A 14214-nucleotide genomic window follows, 5' to 3' on the forward strand; every position below is an offset into this window, starting at 1 on the left:
ACCGGTCGCCGCTTCCGAAAATCGGGCATAAAAAAACCCGCTCAGTGGCGGGTCTCTTTATTGAATTCTGTTTTTTAAATGGCTTGCTGCCACTCGTCAGGCAAAGGCGGAGGAACTGCCGCCGCCTGCTCTATTTCCATCTTCGTTTTTTGCTGATCAACGTCTTCTGATTCTGCGCGCTCTCGTGTGTACTGAGCGTCTGCCTTGGCCTTGTCGACTTTCGCGGCCAGCTCTTCCAGTTTCAGCATGACTTCACGCATCTGAAGCTCATCCATTTCCTTCTGCTTCTGCTGCTGCTCCTGCATCTGCGCTTGCTGCTCTGGCGTCATATCTTCAGGATCAATTTCACCTGTAAATTTCTGCACCAGCTTCATCAGTTCAATACGCTTCTCTTCCGGCACGTCCAGCTGATCAACAAAAATACCCAGGCCAGCCATCTGAGCGTCGCCCGGCAGCTTGGAAATAAAGTCCATGAGCATTTGCGAGACTTGAGCGCGGTAACCCGGCGACTGTTGAATCTCACCCAGTACTACCTGTGTTTTAGCCTGAGCGATAGCGTTGGTCATTTCGCCGTCTTGGTCATTATTCAGTACGACCTGCTTCGGCTTCTCGCCCAGCTTACCCGGCACCATAATCTGGATGTTTCGGCTCTCTGTCATTTCCTCGACTTCGTGAGCCATGACCAGTTCACCAACCATCTGGCGAGCGTTGTTGTAGTTGTCGTTAATGTCAGCCAGTGTCGTTGCGCCCTGCTCAACCAGAGAGTTAATCGCCACGCCAGACTGAGCGCCGCCCTCTTTACCCAGGAACGCGTTGTAAATACCCGCGACATCCTGAATCAGCATTTTGGCGTCTTGCATGATCTGGAATTGCTGAGCACCAATACCCTGATCTGATTCGACTTTGAATAGCGCTCCGCCCTCACGCTTACCGGCACCGTTCAACTTAACAATACCGTCAGCCTGGTGAACCTGCTGGCGCAGATCGTTATCACTCATCGCCGTTGCGTCATCGTCCATGGTGATCCGCTTGTAATTAAGATCACCAGTCAGGCGAATGCGACGGAAGTTAATTTCGTCTTGCGGGCTGAGCATTGAGCGACCAAGGCCGTAAGGAATTCCGGTTTCATCCTCACGCGCACCAAAGAACGGTACATACGGATACATATTGTGAGGATGCGGGCTGGCCATATCCTTGACGAAGTGCGGACCGATATACCAACTCAACCGCAGCGACGGCACAGAGCACTTTGTGATTTTCACCCGACCCGAAACCACCATCGCGTTGTGAATCGGGTTGTCTTCCTGATACACCACTGCCCGGCCATCTTCCGAGCGCAATACGATGCCGGGCGTCCATACGCGGTAATACAGCTCGTACACCTTCACCATGTCACGGTGCGGTAAAATCCATTCCTTCTCGTCACGAGTGCTGTACTGATATTCACGGTACGCTTGAGACAACGTGTCGCCTTTGTCGTAAAAATCATCCATATCGAATGACGACCACTGGCCAATACTGTGCTTGATGATTTCTTGTTGGTTTGGGAAAAAAGCCTCAGCCTCGTCCTTATCAACCCAGCGCTCACGCAGGAGCCAGCTACAGTTATTCAGATCCGGAGCGGTGCGCCAGTCGAATGAAATTTCATTTCTGTGCACCGTGCTGATTTTGTATTTTGATCCCAGCGAGTTACTGTTCTTTTTAACTTCCACCCAGCCAATGCCGGAGATAACCTGGGCCTTGTACGCTTCCGCACATGCCTGATTTGCCTTGCCGGTTCTTAAACCCTCATTCAGACGAACATTCAGACCTTCAGCTACTTCCCTGAATTCATCATCGTCCGCACGCACAAACCAGTCAGTTCGGCTGCGCGCTTCCATGCCCAGCACGCCGTTAATGGCAGGCTGCATCAGGTTGGTGATCAGAATCGGAAGTTTCTTAGCCTTCAGCGAGTTAATCACTTCCTGATCGAGCTGGTTGCCGTCGTAGTATTGGTGGCAACGCGAAGCGAGACCTCGCCACTCTGGCTGATAGTCGCGTTCCTGCAGAATCTTATGCAGTCGCATACTGTGCTTCAGATCGTCAGCCATTTATTACGCCATCCAGTGATCAGAGTTTGTTGATTGAACCGTTCGCCCGTCGATAGGCTTTGTGCTCATCACGCGAACCAGCATGATGATTAAGTAACGCATTGCGTCCATCAGGTGATCGTTCTCCTTAACGACCTTGCCGTTATCGTCGCGACGATAGAGACCTATTTCGTGCCAGACGCCAGTCAGGTTGCTGAATATCTTTAATCGACCAGTGGCCAGGCGTTCATTCACCGCCAGCAGACCAGCTTCGACAGCATTATCTGCCTTAATCAATTTCAGCCCTTGGGCGACGTAGATATCGAAAAGATTCTCGCCGTCCTTCTGCCCGCGTCCTTTCGATGCCGGGTCAATAGTGCCCACCACCCAGTCACCACGAGCTTTAACCGCAGCAGAATGCTCCGCCGGAGTTACCTGCCCCATGTAGTGCTCGGTGTACAGATAAACGATGTCGTTATCTCTGTCCCAAGCACCCCAGACAACCGCCGTTTTATTCCAGCCAACGTCCATGCCGTAGGCTTTCGGCCAGTGCTTCGGGATCATAAATGGCTTGCACTTAATGTCGTCCGGGTCATACGGATAAATCGCACCGGAACCCAGCGACGGCTCGCCATTCATGCGCGCTTTAAGCTGGTAGGGTTTCAGCTTCAGCGACTTAATCAGCTTGTCTTTCTGATCCTCTGACAAGTGCGGAGCGTGAGCCCAGCCAGCCTTAACCAGATACCGAGGGTTTTCGGTATCGGTAAGCACCTGATCCTTGCAGGAATCCAGAAACGCCAGCACCAGCTCTGTTAATCCAGATAGCGGCGTAAACGTCAGGATGAAAATACCGTTCGTGGTCATCGTCCGTATCAACGCCTCTTCGTAAACGTCATACGGACATTCTTCATCCATCCAGATGATGTCCTCTTCCGTACCCTGGAAGATTTTTCGCCCCTGATCGTAGGAGCGCAGCTTTAATACCGACCACTCACCATCAACGTGCTTAACCGGCACCGTGTCGTAAGCGTCAGACACGCCCGGTTTAATGGTCGGCTTGCCCAGCAAGTGCTTAGGAATAATCCCAGTTCCCCATGCCGGCGTGTCGTACTTACCACCGAACAGCTTCTTCTGAATGATGTCTCGAGTGGTCTGGTTCGTGTCACCTGCAGCCAGGGCATTGATCTGACGATTAAACCGCTTGCCATCCCACCATTCCGGGTAAAGTCCGGTTAAATGGCAGTACAGCTCATACCCACCGGCTTCCGTCTTACCAACGCGGTTACCGGCCATAAACAGGCGCTCAGAGTGATAAGCACCCGCAGTAAAGAATTCCGTATGTTTCGGATAGAGCGACCTCCTTAACGGCCCCTCATCTTGAAACAGCTCGCCGACACGGTTGTACCTGCGTCGACGTTCTTTCTCTTCGAGCAGCGCGAGTAGCTCACGCTTGCGATCAAGACTCAGGTGCTTCAGATGCGAGGCGTCGAATTCGCTCATCAATCTGGTCTTCTGTCATTTTTGCAGCCTGATGCTCGATCGTTCCTTCATGTTCAACCTTATCTTTAAACGCCTGAACATCCACATGCTTGCCGATCAGCTCCAGGTTCTTAACCTTGTCTGGCCACTTGATCTTTTTGAGGAAGCCAACCATTTCCCGCTCATCGCCGCGTCCTTCCCATAACTCAGAAAGATCCATTCCCTGAATATACTGACGCCAAACTTTCGGCCAATCACTGATGTGCTTAAAGCTGCCGTCCTCTTTCAGGATGTCGATAACGTCCATCTGGTCGATTTCAAGTAGGCGTTGAAGAACGTAGTCGGCATCCACCTTAATACGCTCTGCCCGCTCATCGACTGCCTGAGCAATAGCCGTCGCTATCTTTGGTATTTTCTTTAGACGCTCAGCCTGAGAACGAGCCGTCTTCTCGCTGTACCCCGCCCGAATTGCTGCTTGAGTACCATTCATGTCAATGAGGTACTGGCGCACAAACTCCGCCTGCTGAGTTGTCAGCAAATGACTGTCTTTATTGGCTGCCATACTCACCACACCTATAAAACAAAGCCCCGACGAACGGGGCTTCAGTTTCTTTGAATAAACGTCGCTCGCCAGCTGTCAGGGCCCGACACCCTGAGCTACTTCGCGACAATGCTCTACGCTCCTGAAATATATCAGGAGGTCACGCATATCTCTTTCTACGAGCAATACCTGAGCATTGCCCTGCTGATCCTCAGTCGCGCCCGGAAGCGCCGGAATCGGCGGAATGCACGCTGCCAGTTCCGTTGTCCGCTCGTCCTGACAGATCAGATCCGTCGCCTCCTTCATCGTCGCGCACCCGGCCACGGAGAAAGCGCATATTCCACTGACCAACAGGATCAGCATTGATTTCTTCAACATCGTCACGGTACTCCTGCTCTTTTTTCTGCGCTTCAGACGCCCGGAAAAAACCGAGCGCGGCACTGATCAACTTCAGTAACGTGGAAAAGCCGCGCACTACTTCAGCGCCTTACTGATGCCGCGACTGTCAATTTTGAACGGGTCGTTCGGCTTCTGCTTCGCAAACAGGAAGTTAAGCGCCAAGTAATCGATCACCTTATACAGCTTACCGATAATGCGGTTATCACTCGGAGTAGGCGTTAGCGACACGATCAACGACGCAACAGGACTCAACAGGAACAATACCGCCAGCGCCTTTTCTACCGGATTAAGAACAGACCAGAGGCCGACCACCATGGCCGCCGCATCCGTATCAATAACAGCAGCCTCGGCCGCAAATACCAGAGCCGGAGCAAAGAGCAGCCCCAGCGTTAAAAACACTGCAGTAATAAATTTCATCGTTAATACCTTTCGGTCAGTTAGAAATCAGAGCGACTTACATCGCCCCTTTCAGGAAATTGACCACATCCATATTCGGACGCGGTGAGATAGTTGTGTATTTGCCGCTCTTGTCGCGAACCCAGATAACAGGATTCCCGTTTGACGTTGGCCGCTTATCCAGATGCAGCATCCAGTGAGGTTTGCCGTCGTACTTCGTATCGAAATACAATCCGATACCTGTAAATCCGCAACGAATTGCAACGATCAGCGCATGGAATGGATCGCAGTCGCAGAACACGTCACCAGCGTCTGATTTGCGGCCATTGCCGATATAGTGACGGCTCGTCTCGCTGCCACCCTCGCGAATCCAGCCACCGACCAGCGGCGACGGATTAACAATGCAGCCCAACTGAACACGGAAGAACTCCAGCGCATAGATAAAGCCAGGCTCTATCTTTTCCAAAACACCCGCGGGAAACTCGCCCGGGCTGAAGTATTCAATGTCAGACCAGTCAATAATTTGCTTCATGCGAACGCCTTGTAAATTCGCAGAGCCGTGCCGATCACCAAACACAGAGGCAGCACAGTCAACGCCATCGCAATCTTGGCAACAGGTCCAGCCTCGTACATGGTTTCGTTTTTGTCTGCCTGCCAAGCCTCACGGCAGTGGTTGGAACCATCGACCGGCTTGAACGCATAGTTTATTACGCGCTCCTGAATAACCCAGAAACGCTCAGATCCGCGCGCAGCGAAATAACCAGTGCGAGCCGAAATAGTCGAGTCAGGATTGCCGCCGAATATAGTATTGCCCAGCTGATCAACGGAGAGCAGCACGTTGTAAATGTACGAATTTCGCTCAGTCATACTACCTCCTGATCGTTTCCCGGTTGTTCCTGCGCAGACTCTGCGCGCATGGCCTCAATCATCGCGTCAATTTCGCTCCACTCCATCGGTAAAGTACGCTCATGCTCAACACCGTTTTCATCGGTGTACGCAAGCATTGATCGCAGCGTGAAATACTCTTGCAGCGTAAGGTAGCCCAGCGGAGTAAACGACTCACCATCATCATCGTGAAACAGCTTTCCGCGATAGATGTGAATCTCAAACGCCTGCCCGCCCTGAGTGACATCGAGCACAGATAGCGGCGAGTGGTTCGCATAGTCGGAGTGAATGCCCGGTATAACCACAGAAACCATTTGATGGTCGGGCAGATCGGCAGCATTACTCAGACTCATAGCGCGCCCTCTGCGTATTGGAGTTTGCGATGAAGTTTTGCAGATAAAATTTCAAATTCTGCATCACCTGCATTAAGTCGTAGACCTACAGCAGTGCTAGTTCCTGAAGTTCCTGTTATTTCAAGTTGGCCGTCGCTAATTACACTGTTGTATACAATAGCGCCCCTAAAATACACGACTAACGTGCCTCTTACGAAATTGTCCACATGCAGAGTTAGTAGGTATTTATTTCCTGAAATAATATCGCCAGGTGGTGTGGAGTCAGCGTAACTAGGCCCGGATGTTCCGCTATATGAAAGGATGTTGTCGATAAAACTCCAGCCAACACCTGCGACATTGACATCCCAACCGTTTATTAAATTTGAACCCAACCAGAAATCATCTCCAGACTTCTTAGAAATTTCTTCCCAATCACCGGGTAAAGTGCTTTCGAGAATTGCGCCTGACCATTCTTTGATTGAGATGTCTTTTATTTTATAGGCTCCGTTATTACTAGTTTTAAAACCTATATAACCATCCGAACCCAACGTGACCAGCCACCGACGAATCCTATCTTGTGTGCCAAACGCCCAGTCATCTGGTAGTCCAGCACCCGACGGTGTCAGCCCTCCACCTGCAATATCATACTGGTAACATGAGACTAGATAGGTCTTGCCTGCCTCTCCTCCAGACCAGAGTAAACTATGATAGTCAACGGCAGATACCTCATAAGCTCCGCCACCAAGGCTAGTCCAACTGGAGCTAATAACTGACGGCTGACCAGAGGCTATTTCAACACCCACCGGCTGAGAATAATTCCGCTGATAGCTAGTATCGGGTTCGTCGAATCTGAGGTCAGTAACTAGCTCGCCAGAATCCTCTACAAGAAAACTCAGTAAAACTCCTGAGTAGATACCTACCCCTGTAGGGCCGCCGAATTGATCCCCCACACTGTTAAATTCAAAATCCAGCGCACTTGTAGTTGTAGCCTCTACTACACCATCAACAGAGAATGTCACTGTGTTACTCGTATCCCTGACGAGAGTGAACCGATGCAGCTTAGGGTCTTGGTAGTTGAATGAGACCTGCTGCCCTGTAAACCCAGCACCAAAAATGTCTCTACCCGAATTGACTACTAACCGGTTATTTCCACTATCCTCGTCGTTATTTGCCAACCAGTAACCACCTGCCGAAGACTGTGGCCAAGTACCAATAAACTCAATCTTATACGGGCCAGATAAGGAGATCCTCTCACTCAACGTAGCATACTGCGTACCGTTGAAGTTCATAATCGCGCGCGTCAGTACTCGACGATAGAACCGATCTCCCGGGTCAAGCGGATTACGCCAGGGTGACATGACGCCGCTTTTGCGAATGCCGCCTTGAGCCTTAATCACTGACTGCTCACACTCACTGAGTATTCTGCGCCGGTATTCGTTGGCGTCAGAACAATAAATGCGAGAGAGCCAGCATCGATCTGAATCATGCCGTTTTCAGCAATGACGTTTTCGCCGTCTGCGCCAGGATTGCGAGCGTCTGCAATGTCGAAACCTTTCGGGACGACGGTGACGGTAACGTCGCCAGTCGAGCCTTTAATGTGAACAGTGTGCAACGACACGGAATCAATGACCGGAATATTCTCCACGCCAGAAACGTCCATCCGCGTGATTGATTTTGTAATGTCAGCCATTTGTACCGTCCCCCCGAACCTGTCGATCAGTCAGCACGGCAATGTCTCGATCATGTTGACTGATGATTGACGCATGCTCATCAAGCCGCGTCTGATGTCGGATATGCTGCTCATCGTGCACTGACAACTTAGACGAGATCATGCCGTAGATTTTACCAAGCCCGATCAGCTGCACAGCAAAAGTTGCGAACAGTCCGACCACCGCGATCAGTATGTTCATGTCGACGTTTTCAAGCATGATTAAAAATCCCAGACGCAAAAAAGCCCGGGTCAGATTTAACTGCCGGGCTGCTTTAAGGTCACTGACGACCAATTTACTGATTTTGTACCCTAGCTGCGCAGGAGTGTCAACAATTATCAACGCTGGATGTTGATTCAGGGGCGGTTGGTGTTAGAACGGAATGTCGTCATCAAAGTCATCGAACTGATTCGACGGCGCTGGCATCTGCTGCGCTGGAGCTTGCTGAGGCGCCGAACCTTGCTGTGGTTGCTGATACTGAGGGTTTTGATACCCTCCCTGCTGTTGAGGTGCTGACGCTTGCTGAGGCTGCGCCATTTGTGCGCCTTGCTGTTGATAACCACCCTGATCACTCGACTGACGACTATCCAGCATCATCATTTCATTACAGATGATCTCAGTGGTGTAGCGCTTAATGCCGTCCTTCTCCCACTCTCGAGTACGCAGCTTGCCTTCGAAGTATGCACGCGAGCCTTTCTTCAGGTACTGCTGGCAGATCTCAGCCAGACGTCCGTATACAGTTAGTCTGTGCCACTCAGTCTGCTCTACCTTCTGCCCGGTCTGCTTATCGTTATAGCTCTCGTCCGTAGCCAGACTGATATTCGCTACTGCATTGCCATTCGGCATGTAGCGCACTTCCGGGTCGCGACCGAGAGTGCCGATCAAAGTTACTTTATTTACTGAACGTGCCATTTCTACTCACCTTTCGTATTTGTCCCAGCTCTGCCAGGACGGTTATTGCCATGTACGAATTATACCGTACATAACACCTCAGAGCGCGGGACGGAGCCCGCGTCCTCTTTGTTATTCGCCATTGACTGGCGACTGATATTCAATCCTGGCAAACGGGTAGCCTTTAACTCGCTCCAAATCCTTCTCTGCATCTTCAAGCAGCATTGGTTCAGAGCTATATTTGAAGTTTTCAATCTGCTCGCCTTCAAATTCGTCATATTTACCAGCCACTACAACAAACGCTTTTTCTTTGCAGGCATAGCCCATACTGAAGCGGGGATAGCAGTCAGGACACCACTTGCAGCCACACACTCTTACCGTGCCACCGCAGCCAGAATTACAGCTATACATTGATTACTCCTTTCGACTAGTTAATAGCAAACCCAGTCACCGGACAAGCCGGTGCTCGCTGAGCTACACCCGCCTGTACGGCTGCCACACCAATGAACATCCGCTACGAACAGAAATAAACTCTATTCCGTAGTCAGATGGACAGGTGTCAACCTTGGCCGGACCGCAATCAAACACCCGGCTGTCACGATCAGCATTGCAAAAGAAGACCGTAGTCGTCTCACCCAAATCAAACGGCTTTCGATCAGCCAATACGTGTTCAGCCAGCTCACGTTCTTCATTTGTTAGACTAATCATCCTGCTTCTCCAAGTCTTCCGCGAAAACCTGAACCATTCCCTTTGCCTTTATTTGTTGCTTAATCCAGGTGTAATGCTTCAGGTGCCACCAGTCGCCTGTTGTGATGAACTTCCGTCCACGCTCTACCCCTCTCAGCTTTAGCGGGGTATTGAGAAACGTCCATTCACTGCGTCTGAGATCCAGCTCCTTGGCCAGCTCTTGTGCCTGTTTCAGCTCGCCAGCGAGAATAAATAGCTTGTCGTCACTCATTCCGCGAACCTCAACCAATCTTCTTTATCCACTCGAACCACTGGCCAACCATGAAACTTATCGTCTATCAATGGACTCATCCGACCGGCATAGTTCACAGTCTTCAGGGCGTAGTATTGCTTCCGGCCAACATACAGAACCGCATTTGGCTTTTTATCTTCAGCCTCTAGAATTACATCCAGAATCCGATTGACCTCACGGGTCGATTCCTCATCGACAGGAAAGAGGTTTGGGTTTCTCTGTTCTGGACTTACCATCTAATCCACCCTCAATACGAATTTATCGAAAATACCGTTCACAGACGCTTTCAATGCCAGTGTGTTTTCCTCAAGCTGATTAAATGCAGACCTTGATGAATCAATGTCACGCGCACACTGCGCCAGCATTCGATTGATTCTTACCAGTTCGTCTATAGCCTCTTCGCAGACTTTCTCCGCCAGAGCTTCGCGCGGCATGGTCGAGTGCTCAACATCCAGCATTTCAGCCAGAGTTTTCATTGCGTTATTCATACAGCCTCCCGATTACGTTCGTTTCTGACGTTTTCCCAGTACCGCTCCAGCCACGCCTCAATCGGAGCCAGGCACAGGTTATCTATCGTTTTGATTTCATCCATAATGAGATTCCACAGCGGAGCCCACTGGCGTGACCAGTTCCGCGTCTCGATTCGATTTCCGCGACCGGTTGCCATTAATCGCCCCAGCTCCTGAACCTGACTGGTATTCAGCGAGAGGCTTCTGACTGTTCCGCCTTCAATCGCTGGACTGACGGCTTCCCGGTAATGGCAGAGCGCGCAGTAAATCAGATCCAGAAGCGCGGCCTGCCGTTCTACTGGCATGTTCGGAAACTGGTCTTTCATTTTCTTCTGGCACACTCGATACAGATGATTCTGCGCTTGCTTGAACTCCAGCTCAGTCGCCTGAAAGTCGGGCATATACATGATGTTGCCGAAGGCGCGTTCGTGGTGTTTCAGTTTTCGGTTTAGGTCAGAACGTATCTGCATCTTTTGCTGATCGCACCATATCTGATTCAGGTTACTACTGAATCCACCGAAGTCGGGATTCGTGACCTTGGTCTTTTTCCAATCGCCGGATACCGCGGATGATTGATTCTGCTTAATACCCAGCTTGGCAGTCTCCACTGCTCCTGCCAGCGATGAATCAGAGCCGTAGAAATAAATCCAATGCCACAGGTTGCGAGTGGTCAGAGGCTTTGGCAGATTTCGCGTCAGATTAGTCAATGCACAGCTCCTTTTCGAGTTGTCGAGTCCGTGCAGCACACCAGCGACGCACGACTTTGAGTTGTTTCGCGTCCCGTGTGAAATTTGGGTGATTCCGTTCCAGGTATTTCATGCGGCGAGCAAACTCAGCTTCGCCCCGGCGACTTTTAAGGCCCTCTAAATAGCCCTGAGTGTTTTTATTCCCGGACAGGTTGCCGGACAATCCCTCGTTGCAGTACCGATTGCACTGGAATTCAACATTCAGAGTGTTGAATCGTAATTCTTCATGCGCTCCGACAGTTTTCAGGTGACCACAGCAGAACTCGCCCAGGGCATGATGTTGCGCCACTTTGCTACAACTAATGCACTGGGGAATATCACCAGCGTCCAGCAGCTCTTTGTATCGCTCCAGCTTGATCCAGCGGTTAAACACGTCCTGGGTGAGTTTTAACTGGTGGCTTACGTCATTGTCGCGGTGCTCAACCTTCTTCTTGCGCGCCTCACGCTCTTTTTTCCTGCGCTCCTGCTTCTGCACTCGCTTGACGTAGCAGTCCAATCCCTGACGCAGGCGCTCACGTTCCGCCTGCAGGTGCTCTTCTGCATAGCGGTTCATGCACTCGAACGAATGGAATTTCTTCTTGTGCGGAATGCTCTCTGACTTACTTGCTGGCGGCAGAGCTTCTCCGCATCCGCATTTACAGCGACGAGTCACGCTGCCTCCCCGCGATTGCTCGCTATCCACTCGCGCTCAGCCGCTGCTATTTCCTCAGCGGTTGCTGGCCACTGAACGCCAAGCTCAACACCATAAGCATAAATAAACTCGATAAAGTCAGAGCCTTCAGACACTGAAAATCCGGTTGTACTCGGACGGACAGAAACCAAACGTCCGGACCCATCCAGCGCCGGAACAACATGACCTGGCTTGCGCAGAGGCTGCCCCATAGCGGCACGCTCCTGCTCAAACTGATCAACAAGTAGAGCCTTCCAGATTTCAGGTTTGTATTTCCGGCGACGCCTTCGATCGAACAGATAAACGACGCGCCCAGGATCGGAATCAGGACGCCAAGTTTCAAAAACAACTTGATCAGAAATAACCGCGATCAATTTGTGATAGAGCTTTTCCTGCTCCCGACTTCGTGACGGCCGGCGAATCAATACGGAAATAGGACCGCCAGTCAGAGCTTCCAGCATGAATTGCTTCAGAGCAGTGAACCTCTGCTGTGCAGTACTATCAGGATGAATCGTTATCTCTTTTGCCATTACGCAATTCTCCCTTGTGCTCTCAGATACTCACGATATTCACGAGCAACGCCATTCAGATATCCATTCGCCTGACGACGGCCGGAGTAGTTCTTAGCCATATACAACCGGTCGTATTCGTCAGCCACTTCCTGTTGCTTGTGCGCAGGAATGACCGCCATACGCACCATGATCCAGCTCTTCTCAGAGCCCCAGCGCGAATAGCTGTAGAATTTCGGCATGATCGGTGCCTGTGTCTGACTCATACCAATTCCGTCGCTTTCGCCTTGTGGCCTTGACCGGCACGAATGAGCGCGTCCATTTCCACGGCGGCATCCATCGCTATCCAGGCGAACTCAGTTAAGCGCCCACCGGGCAGCATCCATCCGCGCTCAACGGCATGAGGAACAACCGTCGCCGAACCATGAACAATCGCCTTTAGGCCATGACGACTCGGATAAATTGACGTGTCAGTTTTGCGTTCGTAATTTCTGCTCATAATCCCACAGCTCCCATACTCGCCTTGATATACTCGATCGCTACTTCTGCATTAATTGCATTGCCGTAGCCCTTTAAGCGCCCTTTTCTTGCTTCAGACGTCGGAAAGCAGATATCGCCGCTATGTCCCACGCCTCCGGAAGTCCCATCAACCAGCGCGAATGTGCCGGATTCAACTGGCCGGAACCGTCCATCCCGGCAGAGGAGCCAGTCAGAACCTGACCAGAAGCCGTTAACCGGACCGGCAGATTTAATTCCAATAGCTGCACCATTTCCGGCAGAGTCACACACCCCGGACGCGGAGTTACCTTTCCACTCTTCACCGCATCCGTTGCCGTTGCCGTTGCCGTTGCCCATCCGGCCAGCGCCGCCTGCCTCGGCAACTGATCCAGCCTGCTCCGCCCATCCGGACGTACCGTCTTCATGCCCGGCGAGTCCTTCCAATCCCGAGCTGAGGCTGTCACCCAGCCCTGCATCAAATCCTGTAAAGAACAGGCGCTGGCGGATGTTCGGAGAACCGACGCCCGCAGCCGGTATATCAAACGCTGCGCTGGCGTAACCTGCGTCTTCCAGGTCAGCTTGTACAAGGTCGAACCACGTTGTTCTGCTGTCGCTTTTAATCTGCTCAGTATTCCAGCCTGTAGCGTCTCGCTCTTTGCTCGAAGCTCCGACAATGAGATTGCTGGAGACCTGTTCTCCGTAGATGACTGGTGGTCGATTTTCTTTAATGAGCTCATACCAGGCTGGCCACAGGTGGCGTTCGTCTTCAAAGCCTTTTTGTCTACCGGCTGCACTGAATCCCTGACAGGGACAACTGCCTGTCCAGACTGGTCGGTCGTCAGGCCACCCGGCTTGTCGTAATGCGTAACTCCAGACGCCAATGCCTGCGAAGAAGTGACACTGTGTGAAAGGTCTAAGGTCATCTGCTCTAACATCAACAATGCTCCGTTCATCAACTTCGCCCGGGGCGATTACGTTCATCCGGATCAGCTCGCGCAACCAAGCAGCGGCGAACGGATCAATTTCGTTGTAGTACGCGGTCATGCCGCTTTCTTCCTGTGTCGCGTGTTAAAAAACTCTTCCAGCTCAGGAAAAATCCGCATAGCCAGGCGAGCCAAATCAGGCGTGTAGTTGTTGTTGATTTTGAATAGCTGGCCAGCGTCGTGAATCCGGTGCTCGTCCCAGCGTAGGTGCTCGAATATGGCTTTACTTGCGTATCGCTTGTGGGTCTTTCTGCGCTCGATCGCTTCGGCAATGAACGCACTAAATAGGGCCTGATTTTCTGGCTGGTAGATGTACTCACGCATACCGTCGCAGAAGTCACCGAAGTCGATCAGCACTTCAATAATTACCGCTTCACGCTCCGCTTTGTTCAGTGCCTTCCAGCTCGTGAGCGGCATTGGATACGCAAGGTCTTCATGGTCGCGGAGTTTCGTAACGCGATCTGCATACTCAGTTTCAATACCCTTCTGGCCCTGAAATTTCACCGCCAGTAGTGCGGGTTTTTTATCCTGCTCAGGTGCCAGCACAGTAACCACATAACCCAGTTCGCCGGTACACTTGAGGCGGACGATATCGCCTGATTGAAAATCTTTTCTCACG

Annotated in this window: 23 protein-coding genes; all 23 read right to left on the bottom strand. The window is 51.4% G+C overall.

Features of this window, described 5'->3' with window-relative positions; translation table 11 throughout:
• Positions 1 to 74: 74 nt before the first annotated feature.
• Positions 75 to 2090, bottom strand: coding sequence for a hypothetical protein (locus tag B2R29_RS09910; protein ID WP_301180912.1), 2016 nt, complete (start codon positions 2088 to 2090; stop codon positions 75 to 77).
• Positions 2091 to 2093: 3 nt separating this feature from the next.
• Positions 2094 to 3569, bottom strand: coding sequence for a terminase large subunit domain-containing protein (locus tag B2R29_RS09915; RefSeq protein ID WP_301180913.1), 1476 nt, complete (start codon positions 3567 to 3569; stop codon positions 2094 to 2096).
• Positions 3526 to 4110 (bottom strand): terminase small subunit, encoded by a 585-nt coding sequence (locus tag B2R29_RS09920; RefSeq protein WP_301180914.1) that lies wholly within the window; start codon positions 4108 to 4110, stop codon positions 3526 to 3528. Before B2R29_RS09920 ends, B2R29_RS09915 begins: the two co-directional genes overlap by 44 nt.
• A gap of 190 nt (positions 4111 to 4300) precedes the next feature.
• Positions 4301 to 4564: a hypothetical protein gene (locus B2R29_RS09925; protein WP_301180915.1), complete on the bottom strand. Its 264-nt coding sequence runs from the start codon at positions 4562 to 4564 to the stop codon at positions 4301 to 4303.
• Positions 4564 to 4905, bottom strand: coding sequence for a hypothetical protein (locus B2R29_RS09930; RefSeq protein WP_301180916.1), 342 nt, complete (start codon positions 4903 to 4905; stop codon positions 4564 to 4566). The genes B2R29_RS09925 and B2R29_RS09930 overlap by 1 nt, the downstream gene beginning before the upstream one ends.
• A 37-nt stretch (positions 4906 to 4942) precedes the next feature.
• Positions 4943 to 5416: a hypothetical protein gene (locus B2R29_RS09935; RefSeq protein WP_301180917.1), complete on the bottom strand. Its 474-nt coding sequence runs from the start codon at positions 5414 to 5416 to the stop codon at positions 4943 to 4945.
• On the bottom strand, positions 5413 to 5751 hold the full coding sequence (locus B2R29_RS09940) for a hypothetical protein (protein ID WP_301180918.1): 339 nt from the start codon (positions 5749 to 5751) through the stop codon (positions 5413 to 5415). The genes B2R29_RS09935 and B2R29_RS09940 overlap by 4 nt, the downstream gene beginning before the upstream one ends.
• Complete coding sequence (locus B2R29_RS09945; protein WP_301180919.1) at positions 5748 to 6122, bottom strand: hypothetical protein; 375 nt, start codon at positions 6120 to 6122, stop codon at positions 5748 to 5750. Before B2R29_RS09945 ends, B2R29_RS09940 begins: the two co-directional genes overlap by 4 nt.
• Positions 6119 to 7459: a hypothetical protein gene (locus B2R29_RS09950; RefSeq protein ID WP_301180920.1), complete on the bottom strand. Its 1341-nt coding sequence runs from the start codon at positions 7457 to 7459 to the stop codon at positions 6119 to 6121. Before B2R29_RS09950 ends, B2R29_RS09945 begins: the two co-directional genes overlap by 4 nt.
• 35 nt (positions 7460 to 7494) lie before the next feature.
• Positions 7495 to 7791, bottom strand: a complete 297-nt coding sequence (locus B2R29_RS09955; protein WP_301180921.1) for a hypothetical protein — start codon at positions 7789 to 7791, stop codon at positions 7495 to 7497.
• Positions 7784 to 8029, bottom strand: coding sequence for a hypothetical protein (locus B2R29_RS09960; protein ID WP_301180922.1), 246 nt, complete (start codon positions 8027 to 8029; stop codon positions 7784 to 7786). Before B2R29_RS09960 ends, B2R29_RS09955 begins: the two co-directional genes overlap by 8 nt.
• Before the next feature lie 153 nt (positions 8030 to 8182).
• A complete protein-coding gene (gene ssb / locus B2R29_RS09965) occupies positions 8183 to 8722 on the bottom strand; it encodes a single-stranded DNA-binding protein (protein WP_301180923.1) in 540 nt (179 codons plus the stop codon).
• A gap of 111 nt (positions 8723 to 8833) precedes the next feature.
• Positions 8834 to 9112 carry a hypothetical protein gene (locus tag B2R29_RS09970; RefSeq protein WP_301180924.1) on the bottom strand — a complete coding sequence of 93 codons (279 nt, stop codon included), beginning with the start codon at positions 9110 to 9112 and terminating at the stop codon, positions 8834 to 8836.
• Positions 9113 to 9401: 289 nt separating this feature from the next.
• Positions 9402 to 9659, bottom strand: coding sequence for a hypothetical protein (locus B2R29_RS09975; RefSeq protein ID WP_301180925.1), 258 nt, complete (start codon positions 9657 to 9659; stop codon positions 9402 to 9404).
• Positions 9656 to 9916 (bottom strand): hypothetical protein, encoded by a 261-nt coding sequence (locus B2R29_RS09980; RefSeq protein WP_301180926.1) that lies wholly within the window; start codon positions 9914 to 9916, stop codon positions 9656 to 9658. Before B2R29_RS09980 ends, B2R29_RS09975 begins: the two co-directional genes overlap by 4 nt.
• On the bottom strand, positions 9917 to 10168 hold the full coding sequence (locus B2R29_RS09985) for a hypothetical protein (RefSeq protein WP_301180927.1): 252 nt from the start codon (positions 10166 to 10168) through the stop codon (positions 9917 to 9919). It lies immediately after the preceding gene.
• A complete protein-coding gene (locus B2R29_RS09990; protein ID WP_301180928.1) occupies positions 10165 to 10896 on the bottom strand; it encodes a hypothetical protein in 732 nt (243 codons plus the stop codon). The genes B2R29_RS09985 and B2R29_RS09990 overlap by 4 nt, the downstream gene beginning before the upstream one ends.
• Entirely contained in the window at positions 10889 to 11587 is a 699-nt protein-coding gene (locus tag B2R29_RS09995; RefSeq protein WP_301180929.1) for a recombination protein NinG, read from the bottom strand. Before B2R29_RS09995 ends, B2R29_RS09990 begins: the two co-directional genes overlap by 8 nt.
• Complete coding sequence (locus B2R29_RS10000) at positions 11584 to 12135, bottom strand: recombination protein NinB (RefSeq protein ID WP_301180930.1); 552 nt, start codon at positions 12133 to 12135, stop codon at positions 11584 to 11586. Before B2R29_RS10000 ends, B2R29_RS09995 begins: the two co-directional genes overlap by 4 nt.
• Complete coding sequence (locus B2R29_RS10005) at positions 12135 to 12380, bottom strand: hypothetical protein (protein ID WP_301180931.1); 246 nt, start codon at positions 12378 to 12380, stop codon at positions 12135 to 12137. Before B2R29_RS10005 ends, B2R29_RS10000 begins: the two co-directional genes overlap by 1 nt.
• Positions 12377 to 12613 (bottom strand): hypothetical protein, encoded by a 237-nt coding sequence (locus B2R29_RS10010; protein WP_301180932.1) that lies wholly within the window; start codon positions 12611 to 12613, stop codon positions 12377 to 12379. The genes B2R29_RS10005 and B2R29_RS10010 overlap by 4 nt, the downstream gene beginning before the upstream one ends.
• A complete protein-coding gene (locus tag B2R29_RS10015; RefSeq protein WP_301180933.1) occupies positions 12610 to 13656 on the bottom strand; it encodes a DNA cytosine methyltransferase in 1047 nt (348 codons plus the stop codon). The genes B2R29_RS10010 and B2R29_RS10015 overlap by 4 nt, the downstream gene beginning before the upstream one ends.
• Positions 13653 to 14213: a hypothetical protein gene (locus B2R29_RS10020; protein WP_301180934.1), complete on the bottom strand. Its 561-nt coding sequence runs from the start codon at positions 14211 to 14213 to the stop codon at positions 13653 to 13655. Before B2R29_RS10020 ends, B2R29_RS10015 begins: the two co-directional genes overlap by 4 nt.
• Position 14214: the final 1 nt, after the last annotated feature.

The organism is Thalassolituus sp. UBA3500 (assembly GCF_002377545.1).
In the GTDB taxonomy this organism is placed as follows: domain Bacteria; phylum Pseudomonadota; class Gammaproteobacteria; order Pseudomonadales; family Oceanobacteraceae; genus Thalassolituus.

Coding starts and splice junctions, on each gene's coding strand:
- B2R29_RS09915 (WP_301180913.1), bottom strand. CDS start 3,569: ATGAGCGAATTCGACGCCTCGCATCTGAAGCACCTGAGTCTTGATCGC.
- B2R29_RS09980 (WP_301180926.1), bottom strand. CDS start 9,916: ATGGTAAGTCCAGAACAGAGAAACCCAAACCTCTTTCCTGTCGATGAG.
- B2R29_RS09950 (WP_301180920.1), bottom strand. CDS start 7,459: ATGTCACCCTGGCGTAATCCGCTTGACCCGGGAGATCGGTTCTATCGT.
- B2R29_RS09910 (WP_301180912.1), bottom strand. CDS start 2,090: ATGGCTGACGATCTGAAGCACAGTATGCGACTGCATAAGATTCTGCAG.
- B2R29_RS10015 (WP_301180933.1), bottom strand. CDS start 13,656: ATGACCGCGTACTACAACGAAATTGATCCGTTCGCCGCTGCTTGGTTG.
- B2R29_RS10010 (WP_301180932.1), bottom strand. CDS start 12,613: ATGAGCAGAAATTACGAACGCAAAACTGACACGTCAATTTATCCGAGT.
- B2R29_RS09930 (WP_301180916.1), bottom strand. CDS start 4,905: ATGAAATTTATTACTGCAGTGTTTTTAACGCTGGGGCTGCTCTTTGCT.
- B2R29_RS09935 (WP_301180917.1), bottom strand. CDS start 5,416: ATGAAGCAAATTATTGACTGGTCTGACATTGAATACTTCAGCCCGGGC.
- B2R29_RS09945 (WP_301180919.1), bottom strand. CDS start 6,122: ATGAGTCTGAGTAATGCTGCCGATCTGCCCGACCATCAAATGGTTTCT.
- B2R29_RS09955 (WP_301180921.1), bottom strand. CDS start 7,791: ATGGCTGACATTACAAAATCAATCACGCGGATGGACGTTTCTGGCGTG.
- B2R29_RS09970 (WP_301180924.1), bottom strand. CDS start 9,112: ATGTATAGCTGTAATTCTGGCTGCGGTGGCACGGTAAGAGTGTGTGGC.
- B2R29_RS09940 (WP_301180918.1), bottom strand. CDS start 5,751: ATGACTGAGCGAAATTCGTACATTTACAACGTGCTGCTCTCCGTTGAT.
- B2R29_RS09985 (WP_301180927.1), bottom strand. CDS start 10,168: ATGAATAACGCAATGAAAACTCTGGCTGAAATGCTGGATGTTGAGCAC.
- ssb (WP_301180923.1), bottom strand. CDS start 8,722: ATGGCACGTTCAGTAAATAAAGTAACTTTGATCGGCACTCTCGGTCGC.
- B2R29_RS10005 (WP_301180931.1), bottom strand. CDS start 12,380: ATGAGTCAGACACAGGCACCGATCATGCCGAAATTCTACAGCTATTCG.
- B2R29_RS09960 (WP_301180922.1), bottom strand. CDS start 8,029: ATGCTTGAAAACGTCGACATGAACATACTGATCGCGGTGGTCGGACTG.
- B2R29_RS10000 (WP_301180930.1), bottom strand. CDS start 12,135: ATGGCAAAAGAGATAACGATTCATCCTGATAGTACTGCACAGCAGAGG.
- B2R29_RS09920 (WP_301180914.1), bottom strand. CDS start 4,110: ATGGCAGCCAATAAAGACAGTCATTTGCTGACAACTCAGCAGGCGGAG.
- B2R29_RS09975 (WP_301180925.1), bottom strand. CDS start 9,659: ATGAGTGACGACAAGCTATTTATTCTCGCTGGCGAGCTGAAACAGGCA.